Source organism: Virgibacillus sp. Bac330 (genome assembly GCF_003667845.1).
Taxonomy (GTDB): domain Bacteria; phylum Bacillota; class Bacilli; order Bacillales; family Amphibacillaceae; genus Virgibacillus; species Virgibacillus chiguensis.
This window is the reverse complement of sequence record NZ_CP033048.1, coordinates 3,890,162-3,914,820: the sequence shown is the minus strand read 5'-3', so window position 1 is coordinate 3,914,820 and position 24,659 is coordinate 3,890,162. Positions and strand designations below refer to the sequence as shown.

The following is a 24,659-nucleotide window of genomic DNA, read 5'->3' as shown; positions in this document are numbered from 1 at the left end:
TAAATGAAGTCTTGTTCGTGTATGAGTTTGAACTATTCTCCAAACCCATATGCTGCAAAAGTTTCCGTTGCCTTTTTTGAACTGATAAAATCGGTTAACACCTTCGCATCATGATGATTTGTACTATAGGAAGTAATTCCCGTTTCATAAACGATGGGTGGATGGAGGTGCTCGTCAATTTCATAGATCACGTTTATGTCCTCGTTTTGCAACGCGTTGGAAGCATATACAACGCCAAGTGTTTGCGCATCCTCTTTCACCTTTTCCATAATGTCTGCTACATCTTTAACATAGACAGTTTTATTTTTAATGGTGTCCCATATATTTACTTCATTTGATTGGAAAGCTTTTTGTGCATAATCACCAGCTGTTACATTCACGGTATCACCTAGAACGAGTTCTTTAAAAGGAGCCCGTTTTAAATCACTTAAATTTTCTATTGATAGCTCTTTATCTGTATGTGATATTAATACGAGTTGATTGTGAGCAAATCTTTTTTGCGAACCATTTAGAATTAATCCTTCTTTTTTTAACGTATCCGTCCACTCTTTATTTGCAGATAAGAGCAGGTCGATGGGAGCCCCTTGTTGAATATTACCAGCTAATTGGCCAGAACTTGCAAAATTAACTTCTACTGCTATTGTCGGATGTTCTTTTTCAAATTTCGTGATTAGTTCTGGAAGTACATCTTTCAAACTGGAATCAGCAGCTACAAGTATTTTATTTTGTTCAGCAGGTTGCTCGAATAGTTGTTCTTCCTCAAACAGAGAGCACCCTGTTAGAAAAACGATGCTGATGCAAAGGATAAAAATATGCTTCATGTAAGTCCTCCTAGTGCTCATAATATTCTATCACTGTTCTAATAATCAAATGAACGGGGCTTTAAATAGTTTTTTTCTACTTTTTCCGCCGTTTTGGATATACGGTAATAATCAAAACGAGAAATAGTAATGAATAAGCACAGAATAGGAATAAGAAACTATCTTGCAGAGGAAAAAAGATTCCTACAATTGTGTAGAACAAAAAAGGGATGCTTGTGGTAAAAACAGACATTTTCCATAGTATAGAAAACTTTAATTTTCGATCCATAAATTTGGCTATAAGTGTTCCAATACCAGCTATAATAGATAAAAGAATAAATATTATGATTGATAAAGGCAAATAATGAAAAATAAAAAAGTAAATGATTTTGAAAAAACCATTTAACTGTGCTGCTACTCCATCCCCTGTGGTTAAAGTATATTGGAGAAATGAAGGAATAGATACAAGTAAGATAAGAATTAACATATAAATAACTGCAATATCCATCCCAATACGATTAAGCTGGAATATTGCGTTCTTTTTGGGGAGTTTGATACTATGTATGAACGCATGGAAGAATATCATTATTGTCACCCTTGTCTTTATTTCACTCTAAGAAAGTATAAAATGTACTATAGTATAAGAAAAACTGCAACATTCTTTTAAAACTTAGTGTTACGTTTTTCTAACTACTTCTATTATAGTAGAAATAAAGAATAAATTCCTTGTAAACGAATTGAAAAACAATTGATGAACCGAATTTAATGGATGATTGGCAACAATATCGATATCACTTCCAACTTCGACAAAAGAAAACGACAGTTTCTGCGATCAAGACTTGGTGATAGCCAAGTTTTTCTAATAAGATAAGAAAGTATAAAATTAGTCGCTTTGGGATATGAATTCAACGAAATAACCCCGTCTGGCTCCAGCGCCCAGTAACTAGGCGACTTCACTCCATTGCCCTAAGCTAAGTCATCATCGGTTAGTGATAAATAGCAAGGCTGACTAAAACGGACTTGCCTTAGTGCGTCGGAATAACCCTGTTTTAGTTAAAACTTTCGTTAATTCGTTCCACTCGGCTACGTTGCTAAACGGGCGCCCTGAGCCATTGTTCTACTATAGGAAAGTATACAAGTTTAAAGGTTTATAGTATAAGAAAAACGATGCCATTCGCCATAAGACTTGGCGACATGCCAAATTTTTCTAATCGAATTGCGAAATACTATATTATCAAAAGGTCTTTCTAAATAATATTACCCGGGAAATAATATTTCTATGCTTTTCGACAACTATTAGAGTAAAAAACATGTTATCATATTAGAATGGAATAGTAACAACTTAAGGTAGATGAGGTGCAAAATGAATCAAACTAAAAAACAAGTAGACGGTGCTTTGTTTACCGGTCTATTCATTATCATATTGTTAGCTGGTTTATTTATTCCAGTAATAACACCAATTGCTATCTTTGTATTGCCAATTCCTTTTGTAATGTATACAGCAAGACATAGCTGGAAACCGGCTTTAGTAATGGCTGTTGCAGCGATTATTTTATCTATATTGCTAGGAACAGTTCTTGCATTACCGCTTGCTGTACCTACAATTATTGGTGGTATAATGATTGGTGAGGCAATTCATAAAAAAATAACTGCTTATGAAACGTTAGCAAGAGGAACCTTTGGATATATCGTTGGAATGCTATTTATATTTTTATTTGTACAGCTTGTTTTGCAAGTAAATATGGTTGCAGAGTTCCAATCCCTAATGGACGAATCATTAGCAAGTTCAACACGTATGATGGAGCAGTTTGCAAGCCAAGAGCAAGCTGATGTCGTTAAGGAAACAATGGAGCAAGTAACGGAAGGGTTAATGAACCTACTTCCATTCTATTTTCTGTTCATAGCAATTATTCAAGCACTGATTAGTCAATGGCTCGCTTATAAGCTGATGAATCGGATTGAAAAACGACAATTACGTTTTCCGCCATTCCGTTCATTACGCTTTCCTTCAAGCGTTCTGTTTATTTATCTCTTTGTTCTACTTGCAGCTTTTATGGTAGCGGACGCTGATAGTGGCACAATGTCGATGGCTATTCAAAATTTATTAGTAATTGCACAACTTATTTTAACGATTCAAGGATTTTCGTTTTTATTTTTCTTTGCACATGATAAAAAGATGTCCAAGGCATTTCCAATTATTAGCATCATTTTAGTATTGCTCATGCCAACGTTTATGTTTATTATTCGATTTTTAGGAATCCTAGATATCGGAATGAACTTAAGAGAGCGGATGGGGAAGAAATAAGACGATAGAAGAATGGTATACTATAGGGAAGTATAAAGTTTAAAGGTTTATAGTATAAGAAAACTATGCCATTCGCCATAAGATTTGGCGACAAGCCAAGTTTTTCTAAAAAGGTAAGAAAGTATAAATTTAGTGGCTTGTGTGCATAACAACATAATTGAATAAGCCACGTCTGGCCCCAGCGCCCAGCAACCAGGCAATCACCCTCAGCTAAGTCACCATCGGTTTGCTACGTTGCTAACGGGGCGCCCCGAGCCTTTGTTCATACAATGGTGCCAGAGAAGGTTACCGATTAAGGAATAAAATAAGTGTTGCATAGTAGGAGCTGAATGTGATGCCCGATAAGCAAAAAAAGCCGACACTGAGAAACCATGTATGGTTTATTTACGCAATTTCCATCATTTTATTAGGATTTATTTGGTATTTTCAATGGGTGCTGGGAATGATTATGACAGTATTGTTAGTCGTTTCATTCTATTACAGTATGCGTTCGGAGCAAGCTCTGCAAGATGAAGCTGAAAAATATATAACGACATTGTCGTACCGTGTAAAAAAGGTCGGAGAAGAAGCGTTATTAGAAATGCCGTTTGGAATTATCTTATATAATGATGATTTTAAAATAGAATGGGCAAATCCATATATGAATCGTTTTGATGATGGAAGTTTGGTCGGCGATTCGCTTCATAAATTATCAGAGGATTTAATACCGATGATTAAAGAAAATAAAGAGAAGATCTGGTTTGAGTTGCAAGATTATGTGTTCGAAACGGTTGTAAAGAAAGAAGAACGACTCCTTTATTTATTTGATCGTACAGAACAATCGGAATTACAAATACAGTATCGAAATGAGCAGACGGTTCTTGGTTTTATTTTTCTAGACAACTATGAAGAAATTACGCAGAACATGGACGATACAAATAAAAGTCGATTAAACTCACAAGTGACATCGGTATTAAATAAATGGTCCAAACATCACGGTCTATATTTAAAACGAACTTCTCAGGAACGTTTTTTAGCCGTTGGAACAAAAGAAATCCTCACAAATCTAGAAAAATCGAAATTTGAAATCTTAGATGAAGTACGTGCATTAAGTGGAGAGCGCAATACACCGGTTACATTAAGTATTGGTATCGGCATGGGGGATGTTGACTTGCCTACACTTGGGGAATTAGCCCAATCGAGCTTAGACCTTGCATTAGGTCGAGGTGGCGATCAAGTAGCGATTAAGGACGAGACGGGAAAAGTTCGTTTTTACGGTGGGAAAACAAACCCAATGGAAAAGCGAACGCGCGTAAGAGCAAGGGTAATCTCCCATGCGTTAAAAGAGTTAATTCGAGCTAGTGATAATGTGATCATTATGGGGCATAAATCACCTGACATGGATTCAATCGGTGCTGCTATCGGCATCTTAAATATTGCGCTTGCCAATGACGTAGAAGGATATGTCGTGTTTGATCCAAATGATATTGATACAGGTGTTTATCGGTTAGTAGATAAAATTAAGGAAGATGAGGTGCTTTGGCAATACTTTGTAGATCCTGATGAAGCAAATTCACTTATCAACAACCGTAGTCTAGTCGTCGTCGTAGATACACATCGACCAGCAATGGTAGCAAGTGAAGCACTCTTACAAAAGTCCGATTACAAAGTAGTCATTGATCATCATCGTCGAGGGGAAGATTTTATTGACAACCCAACTTTAGTATATATGGAACCATATGCATCTTCTACGGCAGAATTGGTAACAGAACTCTTAGAGTACCAACCGAAAAAATTAAAATTACGTATGTTGGAGGCAACTGCTTTATTAGCAGGGATTATTGTCGATACGAAAAGTTTCACTTTACGAACAGGGTCAAGAACATTTGATGCTGCTTCATACTTACGATCCAAAGGCGCCGACACAGTACTTGTTCAGGAACTGTTAAAAGAGGACATCGATGTATATGTCGAGCGAAGTAAACTAATTGAACGAGCACAAATATACCGTAATAAAATTGCTATCGCAAAAGCGAAAGAAGGACAAATTCATGGTCCTGTATTAATCGCTCAAACGGCCGATATTTTATTAACGATGAGCGGGATAGCTGCTTCTTTTGTTATTTCGGAACGCAAGGACGGAAAGGTTGGCATTAGCGCTCGATCGTTGGGGGCTATTAATGTGCAAGTGATTATGGAAAAAATGAATGGTGGTGGACATTTAACAAATGCCGCCACGCAGATCGAAGATACTACAATTGATGAAGCCGAACAGTTGTTAAAAGATATCTTAGATGAATATTATGAGGGGAGCGAATCAGAATGAAAGTAATATTTCTTAAAGACGTAAAAGGTAAAGGAAAACAAGGTGAAGTAAAAAATGTCTCTGATGGTTATGCACGTAACTATCTATTAAAAAATAACTTAGCCCAAGAAGCAACACCAGGTAATTTAAAAGCATTAGAAGCGAAGAAGAAAAAACAAGACCAGTTAGAACAAAAAGAAAAAGATGAAGCTATTCAATTGAAAAATAAACTTGCAGACATAACTGTAGAATTAACGGCTAAATCAGGAGACAGTGGACGTTTGTTTGGTTCCATTACGAGCAAACAAATCTCTGAAGCGTTAGAAAAGAATTATGGCTATAAAATTGATAAGCGAAAAATAGAGTTAGATGCACCGATTCGATCTTTAGGGTATACAAATGTACCTGTAAAATTGCATCCTGAAGTAGATGGTTCCATTAAAGTGCGTGTAAGTGAAAAGTAAATGAGGCGGTTTAGCAATATTTTTATAAATTAGCAGCAACTTTAAAGATGAATAGTGACTATAATGAGCTCCGGAAAATACGTAGAATCTTTTAAGCTTGAAAGCATGTTGCAACTTCTCTGTTCAGTTAGAAAAATTTGGCTTACCTTCACATTCACGTCTGTAAGGTGTCATTAATTCTAAAAAAGAGGGTTGTCGTTTGCTGAAAAAGTGAAGTATATTTCCGGAGCAAATTATGGGGCTTAGAAGTAGCAATATTTCTTGCAATATGAAAGCATAAATTTTTTTCATCCCATAGTTCCAATTTCTTCATCTATAGTATCTGTTTTAAAGGGGGACTACACATGAATACCCAAATAGATCGCACCCCACCGCATAATATGGAAGCTGAACAGTCGATTATTGGAGCAATATTTATCGACCCAGAAGCCTTTATTACGGCTTCTGAGATATTAGTTGCAGAAGATTTTTATAAAGCAGCACACCAACGTATTTTTTCCAGTATGATGACTTTATCCGATCGCGGGGAACCTATTGATGTCGTAACTGTAACTGCTTATTTACACAATGCGAACCAGTTAAATGAAGTAGGTGGCGTGCAATATTTATCACAAGTAGCAGATAGTGTACCTACATCTGCCAATATAGGCTATTATTGTCGGATTGTTGAAGAAAAAGCGTTATTACGAAGATTGATTCGATCAGCCACAGATATAGTAACATCAAGCTTTGAGAGGCAAGATGAAGTAGAGGATGTTATAAACGAAGCCGAGAAAACCATTCTTGATGTATCTGGGAAAAAGAACTCTGGAGCGTTTAAAAATATTAAAGATGTGTTAATCGACGTCTACGATAATATTGAGCAACTGCATCATCAAAATGGTGATGTAACAGGAATTCCTACTGGTTTTCGTGATTTAGATCGAATCACTTCTGGCTTTCAACGGAATGATTTAATTATTATTGCTGCACGTCCTTCCGTAGGTAAAACAGCTTTTGCATTGAACGTAGCGCAAAATGTGGCTGTAAATACGGATGAGAATGTAGCTATTTTCAGTTTAGAAATGGGAGCAGACCAGTTAGTACAGCGTATGCTCTGTGCAGAAGGAAATATAGATGCTCAGCGTTTACGTAATGGACAATTGCAAGCTGAGGACTGGAGTAAATTAACGATGGCAATGGGTAGTTTATCCAATGCAGGTATTTATATTGATGATACGCCAGGCATACGGGTTGCAGACATAAGATCCAAATGTCGAAGATTAAAGCAAGAACATGGTTTAGGAATGATTCTAATCGATTATTTGCAACTTATTCAAGGAAGTGCCAATTCGAAAGAAAATAGGCAACAAGAGGTATCGGAAATATCCCGTTCTTTAAAAGGTTTAGCACGAGAATTGAATGTACCATTGATTTCCCTTTCTCAGCTATCTCGTGGCGTAGAATCGAGACAGGACAAACGCCCAATGATGTCTGATTTGCGGGAATCGGGGAGTATTGAACAAGATGCGGATATTGTAGGGTTTTTATATCGAGATGATTATTATGATTCGGAATCGGAAAAACAAAACATTATTGAAATTATCATTTCGAAGCAACGTAATGGCCCGGTAGGGACGGTCGATTTAGCGTTTGTAAAAGAATATAATAAATTCGTTGATTTGGATCATCGTTATTCGGATAGCGATATTCCTCCAGCATAAGTCAAGCAGCCTTTAGCGTATGAAGGCTGTTTTTTTTTGTGTGTGCCAGGCATGCACACATTCTCTAGGGTTCGAGTCCCGAACCACGAAGGCAGTAGTAGTGGTTAGCCTAAGACAAGGGTGTCTGGGGTGACCCAGAATCTGAAGGAAGTCGGCGGCAAATCTCCGCCCTTAGGAACACGAACTTCATAGAAGGCTAGGTGTACTTGGATGAGACTGCACAACAAGTCAAAGTCCTTACTGCCAAAGGGTACACAGAGTAAATGAAGTGGGGATATGGAGAGGAAGAATGTGTGCTTACCCCGGGAGATCTGACAGAAAAGCGGTGCGCACGCCGTAACCGAACATGTAAGTGTTCGCTGAACTGTCAGAAGTCAGCCGAAGCCGTAGTACTAGATATTTCTAGGAAGGGCTGAATCATTGAAGAAGAATGGTCGCTTCGGAGTACGCAATACTTGATGAAGCAGAAACAAGAAAACCTTCCTAGTGAAGGAAGCGGTGAATCCCGTGGGGGACACTAGAAGGGCTGAGAGAAATTGCCACACAAGAAGAAAGAGCCATTCACGTAGGAGTTAGATATCATGTTGGAAAGCATTCTATCACGAGAAAACTTAATATGTGCACTGAAACGTGTCGAACGTAACAAAGGAAGCCACGGTGTGGATGAAATGCCCGTACAAAACCTACGAGCGCATCTCATGGAACACTGGGCTTCCGTTCGAGAACAACTCGAATCAGGTACCTACTATCCTCAACCCGTTCGCCGTGTCGAAATCCCGAAACCAAACGGCGGAGTGAGGAAGCTAGGAATTCCTACCGTGCTAGACCGTTTCATCCAACAAGCAATCGCACAAGTTCTAACAACCATCTATGACGCAACATTTTCTGAACATAGTTATGGTTTTCGCCCAAACAGACGAGGACATGACGCGGTTAGGAAAGCGAGAAGCTATATGAAAGATGGCTATCGCTGGGTTATAGACATGGATTTAGAGAAATTCTTTGATAAAGTACATCACGACCGATTAATGAGGAAACTGAGCCAAAAGGTCAAAGATCCGAGAGTACTTAAACTTATACGTAGGTATCTCCAAGCTGGCATTATGGAGGACGGAATCGTTCAACCAAACACAGAAGGAGCCCCTCAAGGCGGACCATTAAGTCCGTTGCTATCCAACATCGTTTTAGATGAGCTAGATAAAGAATTAGAGCGAAGGGGGCTCCATTTCGTCCGTTATGCGGACGACTGTAACATATATGTTCAATCGAGGAGAGCGGGATCGCGAGTGATGAAAAGTATCACTACATTTATCGAAGGAAAACTCAAATTAAAAGTAAATGAACAGAAAAGTGCAGTAGACCGCCCATGGAAGCGTAAATTCCTAGGATTTTCTTTCACATTCCATAAAGAGAACCCAAAGATTCGGGTTTCTAAAGAAAGTATCAAACGCTTTAAACAGCGTGTCAGAGAACTAACCTCAAGAAAGAAGTCTATGAATATGCAGGATAGAATCGCAAAGCTAAATCGATACTTAGTAGGTTGGCTAGGCTACTATCAGCTAGCAGAGACGCCCTCTATATTTGAAGTTTTGGATAGCTGGATTCGAAGAAGGATGCGAATGATACGCTGGAAAGAATGGAAGAAAGTCAAAACAAAATACAAGAATTTAATAAAACTTGGAATTAGTAAAGGAAAAGCATGGGAGTGGGCAAACACGAGAAAGGCTTATTGGCGTATAGCTAAAAGTCCGATCTTACATAGAGCATTAGGTGATCGATACTGGTCAAACCTAGGCTTAAAGAGTCTACATAAACGATATCAAACGATGCGTTGGACTTAAATGAAACCGCCGTATACGGAACCGTACGTACGGTGGTGTGAGAGGTCGGGGGTTAGTCGCCCCCTCCTACTCGATGGTCTAGGAAATTATAAAATTAGCTGTGGAACAACTTACTAAGTTATTTAGCCACGTCCGGCTTCATCGTCCTGCAAATAGGCGTCTTTACGGAATCACTTTACGATAAGTCATCATCGGTTCGTTCCTCACCGTGGTTCCTAAAACTTCAGGTTCCACTCTCTACGTTGCTAAACGGGAGGCTCGAGCCTTTGTTCTACTATAGGAAAGTATTTCTGCAACGAACAAGGTATAAAATGTTACCTTATGGAGCAATTTTTAAATAGCCATATGTAATAGTAAGATCGTAGTTTAAACGAACAAACAATAAAAAAATAAAATGAACGTTCGCATTTAGCGTTGACTAAGTAAAAAATAATTGATAAAATAAGCAAGTAATTATGAAAAAGCAAATGAATAGAGCTTATAACTTAAGTGGAGGTGCATTATGTCCTCAGTAGTCGTAGTTGGAACGCAGTGGGGCGATGAAGGAAAAGGAAAAATTACCGATTTCTTATCGCAAAACGCTGAAGTTGTTGCACGTTATCAAGGTGGTAACAATGCGGGACACACAATAAAATTTGACAACATTACGTATAAATTACATTTAATTCCATCAGGCATATTTTTTAATGAGAAAACGTGTGTATTAGGAAATGGAATGGTAATTGACCCAAAAGCTTTCGTGGAGGAAATAGCTTATTTACATGAGCGTCATGTTTCGACTGATAATCTACGTATTAGCAATCGTGCACATGTCATTCTTCCCTATCATTTAAAGCTGGATATTTTACAAGAAGAAGAAAAAGGCGCTAACAAGATTGGCACAACTAAAAAGGGAATTGGGCCAGCTTATATGGACAAAGCTGCTCGTTGCGGTATTCGGATTGCCGATTTGATGAATAAAGATATATTTCGTAAAAAGTTAGAACAAAATTTACTAGAAAAAAATCGTTTGTTTGAAAAACTTTATGGCGTAGAGCCGATGAAGCTGGAAGACATTGTTGATGTCTATTATGATTATGGTCAGCAAATGGCTCCATATGTGTGCGATACATCTGTCGTATTGAATGATGCATTGGATCAAGGTCGTCGTGTGTTATTTGAAGGGGCGCAAGGGGTTATGCTCGATATCGACCAAGGTACCTATCCATTTGTGACCTCTTCCAATCCGACTGCTGGTGGTGTTACTATTGGATCAGGAGTTGGGCCAACCAAAATTGACCATGTTGTCGGTGTTTCTAAAGCATATACAACTCGTGTTGGTGATGGACCTTTTCCTACAGAACTACATGATGAGATAGGTGAGCAAATTCGAGAAGTAGGCCGGGAATATGGCACCACAACAGGTCGTCCTCGCCGTGTCGGCTGGTTTGATAGTGTTGTTGTTCGTCATGCTCGTCGAGTGAGTGGGATTACCGATTTATCTTTGAATTCGATTGATGTATTAACAGGCATTAAAACGTTGAAAATTTGTGTGGCATACCGATATCAAGGTGAAATCATACATGAGTTCCCTGCAACACTAGCAGAACTTGCTGCATGTGAACCCGTGTATGAGGAAATGCCAGGATGGACAGAAGATATTACAGGGGTAACAAGTTTGGGCGATTTGCCTGCAAATGCAAGGCACTACTTAGAGCGTGTGTCTCAACTAACAGGTATTCCACTTTCTATATTCTCTGTAGGACCAGATCGCTCGCAAACAAATGTAGTTCGAAGTGTTTACAGCTAAGCAATTTGTAATCTGTAGTGTATGGGAATTGCTTTTAGAGGATCTGATATCTCGTTACTACAGCGGCTAAACTTTTTCATAGAAACTGTGCGGTTTAAGATTTAATTGTCCCATGTCACAACACATGGTAGAGAAGAAAAAGGACTGATAAAAGAGGAAGTCTCTTGAATCAGTCCTTTTTCTAGTATAGAATTGAAGTGTTAGGCAGCACATCACTTTAAATACGAATTAATCATACCTCCTATCACTGCAGTAATGATTCTCCACGAAATACGAAAAGTTCCATTTCATTTATTTATAGAAAAGGCATTTGATCCACAGATAAGATAATGCCTTCCACTGTAAGCACGGTGGAAGACATGATTTTACACATATATAGATCGATTTGATGGGATAAAAATGCTTGATGTAGTAATAGGGATGTTATTTTTATTAACCGGTTTTTATTCATTTTCTTAGGAAACTAGACCAAAAATATAGTTTTAACTATAGGAAAGTATAGATTATTTAAACGTTATCCCTTCGAATGAAAAAACACAAGCTGTTGATAAATAGCCAATGAAGTTTTGAAAGTTTCACTGCATACAAAAGTACGATAAAATAAATATTAGAGTAGAAGGATGTGGCGAAAATGAGTCAAAAAATATTAGTTGTTGATGATGAACAGCCAATTGCAGATATATTGAAGTTTAATTTAGAAAAAGAAGGCTATGAAGTCGTTGTAGCGTATGATGGGGATGAAGCGATTAAGTTAGCAACAGAGGAAACCCCGGATTTAGTTCTATTGGATATTATGTTACCGAATAAAGATGGGAATGAAGTCTGTCGGGAAATACGAAAAACACAAACAATGCCAATTATTATGTTGACGGCAAAAGATTCGGAAATTGACAAAGTACTCGGATTGGAATTGGGAGCAGATGATTACGTGACGAAACCGTTCAGCAATCGGGAATTAATTGCTCGTGTAAAGGCGAACTTACGTAGGCAACAAGTGGTGCCTGAGGATACAACAAAAGCCTCTAAAGATATTCAAATTGGTTCGCTCGTTATTCACCCTGATGCTTATGTTGTCTCACGAGATGGCGAGCAAATTGAATTAACACATCGTGAATTTGAATTATTGCACTACCTCGCTCGACACATGGGACAAGTAATGACACGAGAACATTTATTAGAAACCGTATGGGGTTATGATTATTTTGGTGATGTTCGTACGGTAGATGTGACCGTGCGTAGGTTGCGAGAGAAAATTGAAGAGACTCCTAGTAACCCTATGTGGATCGTGACACGTAGAGGAGTAGGCTATTATTTACGAAATCCTGATCAGGAGTAGGTTTATTACATGAAAAAAGTGGGTTTTTTTCGTTCTATTCAATTAAAGTTTATCATTATATATATTCTTTTATTGCTGGTAGCTATTCAAGTTATCGGCTCCTTTTTTACTACGGAATTAGAAAATAATTTAGTAACTACCTTTGAAGATTCCATTGCTTCACGAGTAGAGCTGTTAAGTTACAATTTGGAGCAGGCATTTAACCGTGAACGTGATGAGGAAAACCCAGATCAACCCTCATTAAAAGAAGAAGTTCAAAGTATTGTTTCCGAAGTAGACACGCAAGATATTTCAAGTCTACAAGTTGTTGATAATCAGAGCCGAGTCATGGCAACAAATGATTACAATTCGCGTGATGAAATTAATAAAAAAACGACGAGAGGGATTATTCAGCGTACACTAACGACGAATTCAACAGAACATAGTAATAATGTAAGAGATAATGACCGTTTTTATGTACTAGCTCATCCTATTGTAGATGAAAAAAATAGAGATATTGTCTTAGGTGTTATTTATTTAGAGGCGTCTTTAGAACCCGTGTACGATCAATTAATGAGTATTAATGAAATATTCTTTCAAGGTTCTGTCTTAGCTATTACTGTATCTGCCTTTATCGGTATTTTAGTTGCACGAACGATTACGAAACCGATTATTGAAATGCGTCGTCAGGCTCAAAAAATGGCCAGGGGTGATTTCACCCAAAAAGTAAATGTATACGGTTGGGATGAAATTGGTCATTTGGCTGAAACATTTAACGATTTAAATAATCAGCTAAAACATTCTTATGCAACAATTGAAGAAGAACGAAGAAAGTTAAGCTCCGTTTTATCGAATATGTCGGATGGTGTTATTGCAACAGATAATTCGGGAGCAATAACTTTAATGAATGAGCCTGCTGGAAGATTAATTGGCCATAATCCAGATGATGTGATGGGATCCTACTTACTCGATATATTACATCTGGAAGATAAAATGGTGGATATTACCGAATTGCACAATAGTGGCTCGATGATTATTGATTTTGGAGAAAATGATGAGGATTTTATTATTCGGTCTAATTTTTCTACGGTTCTAGATGAAGAAGGGGAAATTACTGGATTTATTACGGTGATTAGTGATGTAACAGAGCAGGAAAAAGTAGAAGCAGAACGAAGAGAGTTTGTATCCAACGTTTCTCATGAACTTAGAACACCGCTTACTACGATGAGAAGCTATGTAGAAGCTTTAAATGATGGCGCATGGGAAGATAAAGAAATTGCCCCTAAGTTTCTCGGTGTCGTGCATAATGAGACGGAGCGGATGATTCGTATGGTCAATGATTTACTGCAACTCTCGAAAATGGATGCAAAAGAATATCCATTGCATAAGGAACGCGTTGAATTTGTAAGTTATTATCATCAAATTATTGACCGTTTTGAGATGCAGACGCCAAAAGGTATTCATTTACAACGGGAGTTACCTAACGGAAGCTACTATGTTTGGATGGATAAGGATAAGATGACACAGGTGCTTGATAACATTATTACAAATGCTATTAAATATTCCCCTGAAGGTGGCACGATTAAGCTAAAAACGGAGTATAAACGACATCAATTATTAATTAGTATCCAAGACGAAGGTATGGGGATTGCATATGATAAATTAGAAAAGATCTTTGAACGCTTTTATCGTGCAGATAAAGCACGAACAAGAAAGCTTGGTGGCACAGGGCTTGGTTTAGCCATTGCTAAGGAACTTGTAGAGGCTCATCATGGTCAAATTTGGGCGACAAGCAAAGAAGGTAAAGGAACAACCGTTTACTTTACGCTTCCGCTTATGAATCAGAAGCGGAGAGGTGCATAATGAAACTAGAGACGTTTAAATCCATTTTATTAGTATTGTTAATTGGACTTAGTTTATTATTAACGTTTGGATTATGGAATTATCAATCTGAATTTGAAGAACTGGATGATAAGGAAAACGTAAGTGACACTAGTGTTGGTGGTAACAAAATGGAAGCGGAGAGTAATGTCATCCTACCTAGTTCCATTATTTTTCATGCAGGGCAGCAGCATTTAGGATATAAAGATCCACAAAAGCAGCAACAGCTATTTGAAGACATGCAAACATGGGTGTATTCAAACTTTAGTATTAAAGATGCGAATTGGAACGCAGATGACTTTGATATAGAAATCAGATTTCCAGATGCGTTGCCAATTCAGGTTGTAACGAGTCTATTTCAGTTTACAAACACAGATAAAGTGGACGCAAATTGGTCCTTTGATCATATATATTTACGCCTGAAAGAAGATACATCAACAATAACCGTGCTGTTTCCTTCCGTTGATGGTAGAAGACAAGCGACTGCTTCGGTAAGTAATTCCGCCAATTATAATCAGTTTAAGCAATTATTTGCTTCTCGAGAAGACTTAACCGAGTTTTTACTATTTAACGAAGGGGAAAGAGACATTTTCATTCCTAGCAAAACAAAAGATTTAAAAAAGCGTTCGCTTATTGTAAATAAGATACCGTCAGACCGATTTGTGAGAGCTTTATTTCCAAATACGACTAGAGTGAATCGATCTGATGAAGGGGAAAGAGGCATTGGAGAATTCTATTTTGCTGATAGTGAGCGCGAGATGCGAATACAATATCATGAGACAAAATTAGAGTACTATTATCCATATGCTACGGATAATGATGCAGGTCAAAATGATCCAGTAGAATTAATCGATCGGAGTATTTCAACGATAGATTCACACGATGGTTGGTTTGGCAATTATCAATTGTATGATTTAGATACTTCATCGAATCGAGTGATTTACCGAATGAGTTATAATGGTTATCCTGTTTATAATGAATACGGCTTATCCTTGATGGAAGTCCAGTACCAAGGGCTTGATATTTATCGCTATAATCGTTCATTATTAAAGCTTAGCAATGAAGTGCGGACAGAAGATATCGATGTCCCTTCTGGAGCAGAAGTAATTCGTTATGTAAACGATGAGTTAACCGATAAGGGTGATCAAATCCAAGATATTCAATTAATGTATGATTTTCAGTACCAAACGGATAACTCGGTTATTTTAAATCCGGTTTGGTTTATGCAAATCAATGGAACATGGAAAAAACTGTTTCCAGACTTAGAAACTCCCACTTCACAACAGGGAGGAGTTTAAGATATGCAGTGGAGTCAGATTAAAACCTTATTTATATTATGTTTTTTAATCCTTAATATTTATTTGTTTGTAGAGTTTATGGATAAACAAAGTAGCATCGATTCTTATGATCGTACAAATCCAAACGAACCAACCTTGGAAGAAGAGTTGAAGCAGGAAGATATTAAGATTCGTGATTATCATATAGATGTAAAGAAAGATACGTATATGAATATAGCACCAAAAACCTATACAGAAACAGATTACAGCAAAATAAAAGCATTGAAAAACCAAGAAACGGAATTGATTAATGGGTCTTTACTTGTCTCTAAATTTGATGAGCCAATCCCATTGCCAAAGCAACCAAATAACGCCAGTGTTAGTCAATTGCTAAAAAAGTATATTGCTTCTTCAGATGAGTACAAGTATTATGGTTGGGATAAAGATGCTAATGTATTGTTATTGTTTCAGAAAGAAAAGGATCGAACGATTTATTATAATCGCTACGGTTTAATACTCGTTTTTCTGAATAAAGATAATGAAATGATTTATTATACGCAAACGATGTTAGGAGATGCACAAAAGCAAGGAGAGCCAAGTACGCTGTATGAGCCAATGAGTGCAATCGGTACTTTATTCGACCAAAGTGAATTATATTCGAAAGACACAATTACAAATGTAGAGTACGGGTATTATACTCGGATTGCTTCTGAGACAGGAGCGTCTCAGGTTTTTGCACCAACGTATAAAATAACGGTAAATGAAGAACGGAATTACTTTGTAGGTGCGGTAGAACCATATGTAAGCATGGGCGATAATACAAAGTTCATTTCAGATACGTTACAGAATTATGAAAGTGTAATGCAACAAATGAGTAATGAAATAGAGTGGAAGAAGGAATTTCTAATTATGGTGAATCAAATTATTGCGGAAGATAGTATAGAGAATAATCGGAGTGACTTTGAATGACTTTACGTTTTAGCGTACTAGCTTCAGGTAGTACTGGAAATGCTTTTTACATTGAAACGGAACAAGAGAAATTACTCGTTGATGCCGGGTTAAGTGGAAAGCAGATGGATCGTTTATTTGCAGAAATAGATGCGGATCCCCGAAAGTTATCGGGAATATTAGTAACGCATGAGCATAGTGATCATATAAAAGGATTAGGTATTATTGCTCGCAAGTACCAGTTGCCTATCTATGCGAATGAAAAGACTTGGAAAGCGATGGAAAAATCGATTGGAAACATATCGGTGGATCAAAAATTTTATTTTCATCGGGATGAAGTAAAAACGTTTGGTGATATGGATGTTGCTTCATTTGGTGTATCCCATGACGCAGCAGAACCTATGTTTTATACATTTCATCATGAAGATAAGAAGGTAGCATTAGTAACGGATTTAGGGTATGTTTCCGACCGCATTAAGAAAACCGTGGAAGGTGCAGATGCGTATATATTTGAAGCAAACCATGATGTAGGCATGCTTCGGATGGGGAAGTATCCTTGGAATGTTAAACGGAGAATATTGGGCGATTCTGGACATATTTCCAATGAAGATTGTGGTCTAGCTCTAGCAGATATTATTGATAATAATACGAAACGCATTTACTTAGCACATTTAAGCTTAGATAATAATATGCGTGATTTAGCTAGAATGTCTGTAGATCAAGTTCTACAAGAGAGAGGGATCGCGATAGATTTGCTAGATACGTACCATGATAAGTCTACACCTCTTTTTGCAGTATGACGAAGTATAAATTTGGCGAATTTAACTATGATGATAAGCTGGAGATTTTTAAATGTTAGCTAGTAAATGTGGTTATTTTCATACTTTTTCGGGGAATAATAAGAGCAATTATTTATCATTCAGGAAGGAGTAAACCTCTTTCCCAAAAAGGGGTAGGTATATGGGGTATTATGATGAGCATTATCCACCGAAACGAAGAAAGAAAAAGAGCGGCTGGCTTGTGCCATTGCTACTTGGTGCAATCCTAGGTGTTTTGCTTGTAACAGTCGCACTTCCTGTACTTGTAGATACAGGTATCTTAAATAATGCCGAGCAACAAAAGAATGAGCAGAGTCATGCAAATGATTCTGGGAATGAGCGTAGCGGTCCAAAAGAAGTGGTGAATGTAGATGTGTCATCACAAATTACGGAAGTCATCAACCAGGTAGCACCAGCAGTTGTTGGGGTCATTAATATTCAAAGTCAAATGGATTTTTGGCAACAACAGGAGGAAAATAGTCAAGCTGGTGAAGGTTCTGGTGTCATTTATAAAAAGGCAGATGGAAATGCATTTGTAGTCACGAATCATCATGTTGTAGAGGGTGCGGATACAGTTGAGGTTGTCCTATCTGATGATACACATGTAGAAGCAGATTTAGTGGGAACAGATCTTTTTTCTGATTTAGCCGTTTTAAAAATGGATGGAGACCAAGTAGAACAAGTTATTGAAATGGGCTCTTCGGCAAATGTAAAAACGGGTGAACCTGCTATTGCAATTGGCAATCCACTTGGGCTTATGTTTTCAGGGTCGGTTACCCAAGGAGTTATTAGCGGCACCGAACGAACCATTCCACAAGATTTTAACCAGGATGGACGAGCGGACTGGCAAGCAGAAGTAATTCAAACCGATGCAGCCATTAACCCAGGTAATAGTGGTGGGGCGCTTATTAATATTCGTGGGCAACTCATCGGGATAAACTCGATGAAGATTAACCAAACAGCAGTAGAAGGGTTAGGCTTTGCCATACCAATTGATTACGCACTGCCAATTATAGAAGAACTGGAAACAGAAGGAAAGGTTACGAGACCTTATTTAGGCGTAGAAATTTACTCCTTAGAGGAAGTACCACAAACAGAATGGGATAGTACTTTAGGTCTCCCAGATAATATTAAGGGTGGCGTATATGTATGGAGTGTAGAGCCGCTATCACCTGCTGATCGAGCTGGGCTAAAACGGTTAGATGTAATTACAGAACTAGATGGCAAGAACGTGATGAATATGATTGATCTTCGAAAGGTTCTTTATCAAGAAAAAGAAGTAGGAGACGAAATAGCTGTCACTTATTATCGAGATGGAAAAAAACGAGAGACAACGATTCAACTAGGAGAGCAAAATTAACCAAAAGCAAGGTTTGCCCACATTGTGGACAACCTTGCTTTTGGTGTTTTATGAGCGAAAAACAGTTATCCACAAGGTGGATAACTGAAAAAAGGAGCACCCACCATTCGTGCTCTTTTTTACACGATAAGAAAGTATTAAAGGGAGAGTCTTACTGCATTTTTATATTGAAGAACAATCTACGGTATATCGTATAACTAAGCTTTTCTAATATAGTGATCCGTAAAAAGGCAGGTGAACAGGGTTGACGATGTTCAGCAGCTATGGATAAACTAACTAAGTTATTTAGCCACGTCTGGATCCAGCGCCCAGCAACTAGGCGACTTCACTTCATTGCCCTAAGCTAAGTCATCATCGGTTCGTTCCAAATAGGAAGTCCGGCTAAAGACGGGCTTGCCGGAGGGCGCCGGCATACTCCTGTTGCAGGAGCATGATTCGTAAAACTTTCGTTGATTCGTTCCAGTTGTTACGTTGCTAACCGGGCGGCGCCCCGAGCCTTTGTTCCTTCCCAGGTTCAGGGTTTTTTCAAATGCTTTATGATTCAACTAAAGACCAAGGAACAGAACTTATCCACAGATATGTCCTTATTATGCACAATTTGTGAATAACTTTTAAGAGAAAAATCAATATATAGTATGTGAAAAAAACAACAAATCAAAATAGCTGCGAACATTTGTGCATATGTGGATAATTTTGTGGATGAACACAGCTTTTCAACAGCGTATGCCGCATTTATACACTAGTTATCAACAGTTGAGAAGAAAGAGCACTACATTTTTTTTAAAAGATAAGGAAGCATAAAATTTGTTGCTTTGGCATACGGATTCAACGAAATAGCCACGTGGCTTCGGCCCCAGCAACTAGGAATCAACCTACGATAAGTCATCATCGGTTCGTCCGAAATAGGAAGGCTGACTAAAGAAGGGCTTGCCGGGGGCGCCGGCATACTCCTGATGCAGGAGCATGATTCGTAAAACTTTCGTTGATTCGTTCCAGTCGCTACATTATTATACGGGCGCCCTAGCCTTTGTTCTTCCAAATAACCAGTAATAAAACGAATATAACAATATCTAGTCTTGCTTCGAATAGAAAGGAGAGCACCCCTTGATGGAGTAAAGTGGGTAGTTTGGTTAAATATAAAGCGACAAGCATAATTAAAATTAGCGGTGGTACGGCTAAATGGAGATAGAACCTTTTAGCAATCAACATTCCGCATGCAACTTCTACAATGGCAACGATAAACAAGGCTAACTCCGGAAAAGGAAGCCCTAATTCAGCAAAACGTACTTTAAAATCGCTAGCGACGAGTTTCATGATCCCAGATGTTAAAAAAACAAACGCTAGGCAATAGCATACCCACGTAAATAGCGGTTGGCTTAACTGTTTTTCCATCGATATTCCCCCCTTCTTATTAAAGGTAGAGACGCTTATATGTAGATCAATTCATTATATGCAAGAAGAAGGACAAACTTGCCAAGCATTATGCTTCAACGTATAATTCCTTTATACTTATTAGGAAAGCACAAAATGATAGTATAAGAGAAACGATTGCTTACGTCAGCAGACTTTTCAATAAGCACCGTTTTTCTACTATAAAGAAAGGGATGGGCAAAAAGGATATGTTACGACGATTTTTCTCTTATTACAAGCCACATAAACGTTTATTTGCAGTAGATTTCACCTCTGCAGTTATTGTAGCGTTATTAGAGTTAGCATTTCCTGTTGCTGTGCAGTATTTCATTGATGACTTACTACCAGGTAATGATTGGGATGTCATTATCGTAGTTAGTGTGCTACTTCTACTCGTCTACTTGCTGAGTACTGTATTGCAATATGTAGTTACTTACTATGGGCATAAGCTAGGAATTAATATAGAAACGGATATGCGTCAGGAATTGTTTCATCATGTTCAACGGCAATCATTTCGTTTTTTTGATAATACGAAAACCGGCCATATTATGAGTCGCATCACAAACGATCTATTTGATATTGGAGAACTGGCACATCACGGTCCGGAAGATTTCTTTATTTCGTTCATGACCTTTATCGGTGCGTTTATCATCATGTTTACCATTAATGTAAAACTTGCTTTCATTATTTTATTTGCCGTACCAATATTGATTTTTCTCATTGCATTTAGCAATATCCAAATGAATAAAGCATGGACAAAGATGTACGAAGACATTGCAGGTGTCAACGCACGCGTAGAGGACGCAGTTTCAGGTGCTCGTGTTGTTCAATCATTTACGAATGAAGCACATGAAATGGAGCGATTTACGAAAGATAATCATAGCTTCCGCAAAGCAAAGGTAAAAGCATATCAAGTGATGGCAATTGTACATTCTAATATATACATGCTCATGCGTCTTATTACGCTTTTGGTGTTAGTCGTTGGCGCTTGGCTAACCTTTCAAAATGAATTGTTGATTGGTGAACTCGTTAGCTTTGTTTTATTCGTCAATGTACTCTTTACACCTATTCAAAAAATTACCGCATTATTGGAGTTGTATCCAAAAGGGATGGCAGGCTTTAAACGTTTTATCGAGCTGTTGGATATAGATCCAGATGTGCAAAATAAACACGATGCACAATCTGTAGCTTATTTACATGGGAATATTTCGTTTCACCATGTTACTTTTACATATGAAAAAACGCAAAAACCGGTTTTAAATGATTTGAGTTTTCACATTCAAGCAGGCGAGACAGTGGCTTTCGTTGGTCCGTCTGGAGCAGGGAAAACAACGATCTGTTCTTTAATTCCAAGGTTTTATGATGTGAATGCGGGAAAAATTACGATTGACGGTATGGATATACGTGATATGACGAAGGAGAGTTTGCGGCAGCAGATTGGAATTGTACAGCAAGACGTCTTTTTATTCACAGGGACACTAAGAGAAAATATTGCTTATGGAAAGCTTGATGCGTCCAATGAGGACATTGAATTAGCTGCACGTCGCGCCCATATGGAAGCGTTTATTCAAGAGTTGCCACAAGGGTTTGAAACGCAAGTTGGTGAAAGGGGATTGAAGCTATCAGGCGGGCAAAAACAACGTATTGCAATCGCAAGGATGTTTTTAAAAAACCCACCTATTTTAATTTTAGATGAAGCTACGTCTGCACTAGACACGGAAACAGAGATGATCATTCAAAAGGCGTTAACAGAGCTGGCCAAAGATCGTACAACACTCGTAATTGCGCACCGATTAGCTACGATAAAAAATGCTGATCGTATTATGGTAGTTACGAAGGAAGGAATAGAAGAAGAGGGAAGTCATGAGCAATTGTTGGAGCGTGATGGTATTTTTGCACACTTACATCGGGTACAAATGCGTTAATAAATTGCCTTTTGGATAAGAGCATTGCTACTCCCTGTTCTTCTTTAGACGATAGGCTGTAAGGGGTTTGTATAAGCAAAATTTGGCTTTGGTCGTAAAGAATTGGAGTTTTCTAAAAAGATACATGCACACGTTATAATTGCTGTTCAACATAAGTTTGCTTGTTTCAATTGTTAATAATCGATGACAATTTCTATTTTTATGCTATATACAGTTTTATTCTAGTAGGCTAGAGGTATAGGCATTATGTAAGAATAAAAGTAGAGAGGGGATTTACGATGGAGCAAATGGATCAAGCGACACAGGCATACAGTTTGCCAAGAATTGGTGAAAAAGCACCTGACTTTACTGCAAAAACGACCCATGGTGACATTTCTTTAACAGATTATAAGGGAAGATGGGTCGTATTGTTTTCGCATCCAGCTGATTTCACACCCGTATGTACCTCTGAGTTTGTAGCTTTTCAAGAAGTCTATGACCAACTACGTGAGATGAATACAGAATTAATTGGCTTAAGTATTGATAGTGTGAGTTCGCACATTGCTTGGGCGAGAAATATTGAAGAAAACTTTAATACAACCATTGAATTTCCGATTATTGCGGATTTGAATCAAAAAGTTGCTACGAAATATGGCATGATTATGCCCGAATCCGATGGCACAGAAACGTCACGAGCGGTATTTGTCATTGATGATCATCAAACGATTCGTGCCTTAATTTATTATCCATTATCAACAGGGCGAAACATGGAAGAAATTGTCCGACTTGTGAAAGCATTGCGGACAACGGATGAGCATGGAGTTTCCACTCCTGCAAATTGGCAACCTGGCGATAAAGGAATTGTTAAACCACCGCAAACAAAAGAAGAAGCCAATGAGCGCATGAATAATCAGGAGTATGATTGCGTAGATTGGTACTATTGTAAGAAAGAAATTAATTAATTAGGCAGTGGATAGCTCCCTAGCTGCATAGCTAGGGACACTTTTCAGGAATATATATTTGAATATTCTGAATATATTTAATTAGAAAGGGGTTTATGTATGTATCTAACCTATTTTTATGAAACTTCTTTAGCTCAAGCCTCTTACATGGTAGCTTGCCAAGCTACTGGTGAAGCAGCTGTTATTGATCCGGCTAGAAATATAGAGGGGTATTTAAAAACAGCTAGAGAGCAAGGTTTTCAAATTGTTGCAGCAGTGGAAACACATATTCATGCTGATTTCGTATCGGGAGTTACAGAACTTGCACGAAGAACGGGGGCAACAATTTACCATTCTATAGAAGGTGTAGATAATGGGGGCTATGAATGGAGTAGCGACTTACCTGTAAAAGGTTTACGTGATCAAGATACCATCCAATTAGGGAAAGTACAGCTGCGAGCAGTCCACACCCCTGGACATACACCGGAGCATATGGCTTATGAATTAATCGATGGTGCTGTTGCTGATCGGCCAATGGGTATATTTACAGGTGATTTTGTATTTGTAGGTGATGTTGGCCGTCCTGACCTGTTAGAGAAGGCAGTAGGCGTAGTAGGATCTGCCGAAGAGGGGGCAAGACAGATGTTTAGCTCTATTCAGCGGTTTAAAAAGTATGCGGATTATGTACAAATATGGCCTGGGCACGGATCAGGAAGTGCTTGTGGCAAGGCTCTTGGGGCAGTACCTACAAGCACAGTGGGTTATGAACGATTGTTTAATCCAGCTTTTCAACCAACCGAAGAAACAGCTTTTATCAACTTCTTATTGGATGGACAGCCAGAACCACCTGCTTACTTTGCAAAGATGAAGGAAGTAAACAAAACAGGTATGACACCACTTCAAAAAGTACCATCGCCGGTAGAAATGCAACTTACTGGTGACGAAATAGCCGAATTAGCACAAGATAACCAGACGATGGTTATTGATACACGGAGTATCCAAACATTTGCTACTGGAAGTATCCCAGGAACAATTAATCTTCCTTATCCTGATATGTTTACCGAATGGCTCGGTCGTTTAGCCGATTATGAAAAAACGATCTACCTTATTGCAGAGCCACATCAATTTACCCCTTTACGTAAAATAATGCTTGGTATGGGGATGGATAACTTAAAAGGATTTTTTGCTACGTCTGTCATAGATAGTGCATCTGAGAAGCTAACCTATGATACGCAATCCCCATCTGTAGTTGACAAGAAAAGAGAGCGTGATGATGTTCAAGTGTTGGATGTCAGGTATATAGATGAATGGGATGAAGCACATATTCCAAACGCCAAGCATATTCCGCTTCCAAAATTAGCAGAACGTGCGGATGAATTAAATCCAAAGAAGCCTGTTGCTGTCCATTGTCGCTCAGGAAAGCGTTCAGCGATTGCGTCAAGCATGTTAATAAATCAAGGATTTGACGTTATTAACGTGGAAGGCGGATTTATAAACTGGGAGCAACAAAATCTGGAGACAACGAAAGATAAAATAAAAGAGGGTTAAGCTCCCTCTTTTGACTAGTCTAGGAAATTATAAAATTTTGCAGCTGTGAATAAACTTACTAAATTATTTAG

General features: G+C 38.2%; 18 protein-coding genes. 15 read left to right on the top strand and 3 right to left on the bottom strand.

The window, feature by feature from the left end:
- Positions 1-32: 32 nt before the first annotated feature.
- On the bottom strand, positions 33-821 hold the full coding sequence (modA, locus tag D9780_RS18185) for a molybdate ABC transporter substrate-binding protein (protein ID WP_162985934.1): 789 nt from the start codon (positions 819-821) through the stop codon (positions 33-35).
- Between the two features lie 76 nt (positions 822-897).
- The gene (locus D9780_RS18180) at positions 898-1,287 is read right to left on the bottom strand and encodes a DUF1189 family protein (protein ID WP_240458840.1); all 390 of its coding nucleotides are present in this window, start codon (positions 1,285-1,287) and stop codon (positions 898-900) included.
- A gap of 876 nt (positions 1,288-2,163) precedes the next feature.
- Here D9780_RS18180 and D9780_RS18175 point away from each other — a divergent pair.
- The 12 genes from D9780_RS18175 (at position 2,164) to D9780_RS18120 (ending at position 18,785) form a co-directional block, all read left to right on the top strand.
- Positions 2,164-3,105 (top strand): YybS family protein, encoded by a 942-nt coding sequence (locus D9780_RS18175; RefSeq protein WP_162985933.1) that lies wholly within the window; start codon positions 2,164-2,166, stop codon positions 3,103-3,105.
- Between the two features lie 334 nt (positions 3,106-3,439).
- The gene (locus tag D9780_RS18170) at positions 3,440-5,410 is read left to right on the top strand and encodes a DHH family phosphoesterase (protein ID WP_116278071.1); all 1,971 of its coding nucleotides are present in this window, start codon (positions 3,440-3,442) and stop codon (positions 5,408-5,410) included.
- Positions 5,407-5,853: a 50S ribosomal protein L9 gene (gene rplI / locus D9780_RS18165; RefSeq protein WP_073010506.1), complete on the top strand. Its 447-nt coding sequence runs from the start codon at positions 5,407-5,409 to the stop codon at positions 5,851-5,853. Before D9780_RS18170 ends, rplI begins: the two co-directional genes overlap by 4 nt.
- Before the next feature lie 344 nt (positions 5,854-6,197).
- The gene (dnaB, locus tag D9780_RS18160) at positions 6,198-7,556 is read left to right on the top strand and encodes a replicative DNA helicase (RefSeq protein ID WP_121641105.1); all 1,359 of its coding nucleotides are present in this window, start codon (positions 6,198-6,200) and stop codon (positions 7,554-7,556) included.
- Positions 7,557-8,134: 578 nt separating this feature from the next.
- Positions 8,135-9,397, top strand: coding sequence for a group II intron reverse transcriptase/maturase (gene ltrA, locus D9780_RS18155; RefSeq protein ID WP_121638889.1), 1,263 nt, complete (start codon positions 8,135-8,137; stop codon positions 9,395-9,397).
- 502 nt (positions 9,398-9,899) lie between these two features.
- Entirely contained in the window at positions 9,900-11,186 is a 1,287-nt protein-coding gene (locus D9780_RS18150) for an adenylosuccinate synthase (RefSeq protein ID WP_121641104.1), read from the top strand.
- A 631-nt stretch (positions 11,187-11,817) separates the two neighbouring features.
- A complete protein-coding gene (gene yycF, locus D9780_RS18145) occupies positions 11,818-12,522 on the top strand; it encodes a response regulator YycF (protein ID WP_073010498.1) in 705 nt (234 codons plus the stop codon).
- 9 nt (positions 12,523-12,531) lie between these two features.
- On the top strand, positions 12,532-14,364 hold the full coding sequence (gene walK, locus D9780_RS18140) for a cell wall metabolism sensor histidine kinase WalK (protein ID WP_073010495.1): 1,833 nt from the start codon (positions 12,532-12,534) through the stop codon (positions 14,362-14,364).
- On the top strand, positions 14,364-15,680 hold the full coding sequence (locus D9780_RS18135; protein ID WP_121641103.1) for a YycH family regulatory protein: 1,317 nt from the start codon (positions 14,364-14,366) through the stop codon (positions 15,678-15,680). Before walK ends, D9780_RS18135 begins: the two co-directional genes overlap by 1 nt.
- Positions 15,681-15,683: 3 nt before the next feature.
- Positions 15,684-16,628 (top strand): two-component system regulatory protein YycI, encoded by a 945-nt coding sequence (locus D9780_RS18130; protein ID WP_121641102.1) that lies wholly within the window; start codon positions 15,684-15,686, stop codon positions 16,626-16,628.
- Complete coding sequence (locus tag D9780_RS18125; protein WP_073010487.1) at positions 16,625-17,407, top strand: MBL fold metallo-hydrolase; 783 nt, start codon at positions 16,625-16,627, stop codon at positions 17,405-17,407. The genes D9780_RS18130 and D9780_RS18125 overlap by 4 nt, the downstream gene beginning before the upstream one ends.
- A gap of 160 nt (positions 17,408-17,567) precedes the next feature.
- Positions 17,568-18,785, top strand: coding sequence for a S1C family serine protease (locus tag D9780_RS18120; protein ID WP_121641101.1), 1,218 nt, complete (start codon positions 17,568-17,570; stop codon positions 18,783-18,785).
- Positions 18,786-19,805: 1,020 nt separating this feature from the next.
- Here D9780_RS18120 and D9780_RS18115 read toward each other — a convergent pair.
- Positions 19,806-20,177, bottom strand: coding sequence for a DoxX family protein (locus tag D9780_RS18115; protein WP_121641100.1), 372 nt, complete (start codon positions 20,175-20,177; stop codon positions 19,806-19,808).
- A 227-nt stretch (positions 20,178-20,404) separates the two neighbouring features.
- Between D9780_RS18115 and D9780_RS18110 the strand changes: the two genes are divergently transcribed.
- The 3 genes from D9780_RS18110 (at position 20,405) to D9780_RS18100 (ending at position 24,588) form a co-directional block, all read left to right on the top strand.
- Positions 20,405-22,120: an ABC transporter ATP-binding protein gene (locus D9780_RS18110; RefSeq protein WP_121641099.1), complete on the top strand. Its 1,716-nt coding sequence runs from the start codon at positions 20,405-20,407 to the stop codon at positions 22,118-22,120.
- A 278-nt stretch (positions 22,121-22,398) separates the two neighbouring features.
- Positions 22,399-23,061 (top strand): peroxiredoxin, encoded by a 663-nt coding sequence (locus tag D9780_RS18105; RefSeq protein ID WP_162985932.1) that lies wholly within the window; start codon positions 22,399-22,401, stop codon positions 23,059-23,061.
- A gap of 99 nt (positions 23,062-23,160) precedes the next feature.
- On the top strand, positions 23,161-24,588 hold the full coding sequence (locus D9780_RS18100; protein WP_116278061.1) for an MBL fold metallo-hydrolase: 1,428 nt from the start codon (positions 23,161-23,163) through the stop codon (positions 24,586-24,588).
- The last annotated feature ends 71 nt before the right edge of the window (positions 24,589-24,659 follow it).

What these genes read in the sequence shown, in the direction of transcription:
- modA (WP_162985934.1), bottom strand. Translation starts at nt 821, where the DNA reads ATGAAGCATATTTTTATCCTTTGCATCAGCATCGTTTTTCTAACAGGG.
- D9780_RS18180 (WP_240458840.1), bottom strand. Translation starts at nt 1,287, where the DNA reads ATGTTAATTCTTATCTTACTTGTATCTATTCCTTCATTTCTCCAATAT.
- D9780_RS18175 (WP_162985933.1), top strand. Translation starts at nt 2,164, where the DNA reads ATGAATCAAACTAAAAAACAAGTAGACGGTGCTTTGTTTACCGGTCTA.
- D9780_RS18170 (WP_116278071.1), top strand. Translation starts at nt 3,440, where the DNA reads ATGCCCGATAAGCAAAAAAAGCCGACACTGAGAAACCATGTATGGTTT.
- rplI (WP_073010506.1), top strand. Translation starts at nt 5,407, where the DNA reads ATGAAAGTAATATTTCTTAAAGACGTAAAAGGTAAAGGAAAACAAGGT.
- dnaB (WP_121641105.1), top strand. Translation starts at nt 6,198, where the DNA reads ATGAATACCCAAATAGATCGCACCCCACCGCATAATATGGAAGCTGAA.
- D9780_RS18150 (WP_121641104.1), top strand. Translation starts at nt 9,900, where the DNA reads ATGTCCTCAGTAGTCGTAGTTGGAACGCAGTGGGGCGATGAAGGAAAA.
- yycF (WP_073010498.1), top strand. Translation starts at nt 11,818, where the DNA reads ATGAGTCAAAAAATATTAGTTGTTGATGATGAACAGCCAATTGCAGAT.
- walK (WP_073010495.1), top strand. Translation starts at nt 12,532, where the DNA reads ATGAAAAAAGTGGGTTTTTTTCGTTCTATTCAATTAAAGTTTATCATT.
- D9780_RS18135 (WP_121641103.1), top strand. Translation starts at nt 14,364, where the DNA reads ATGAAACTAGAGACGTTTAAATCCATTTTATTAGTATTGTTAATTGGA.
- D9780_RS18130 (WP_121641102.1), top strand. Translation starts at nt 15,684, where the DNA reads ATGCAGTGGAGTCAGATTAAAACCTTATTTATATTATGTTTTTTAATC.
- D9780_RS18125 (WP_073010487.1), top strand. Translation starts at nt 16,625, where the DNA reads ATGACTTTACGTTTTAGCGTACTAGCTTCAGGTAGTACTGGAAATGCT.
- D9780_RS18120 (WP_121641101.1), top strand. Translation starts at nt 17,568, where the DNA reads ATGGGGTATTATGATGAGCATTATCCACCGAAACGAAGAAAGAAAAAG.
- D9780_RS18115 (WP_121641100.1), bottom strand. Translation starts at nt 20,177, where the DNA reads ATGGAAAAACAGTTAAGCCAACCGCTATTTACGTGGGTATGCTATTGC.
- D9780_RS18110 (WP_121641099.1), top strand. Translation starts at nt 20,405, where the DNA reads ATGTTACGACGATTTTTCTCTTATTACAAGCCACATAAACGTTTATTT.
- D9780_RS18105 (WP_162985932.1), top strand. Translation starts at nt 22,399, where the DNA reads ATGGAGCAAATGGATCAAGCGACACAGGCATACAGTTTGCCAAGAATT.
- D9780_RS18100 (WP_116278061.1), top strand. Translation starts at nt 23,161, where the DNA reads ATGTATCTAACCTATTTTTATGAAACTTCTTTAGCTCAAGCCTCTTAC.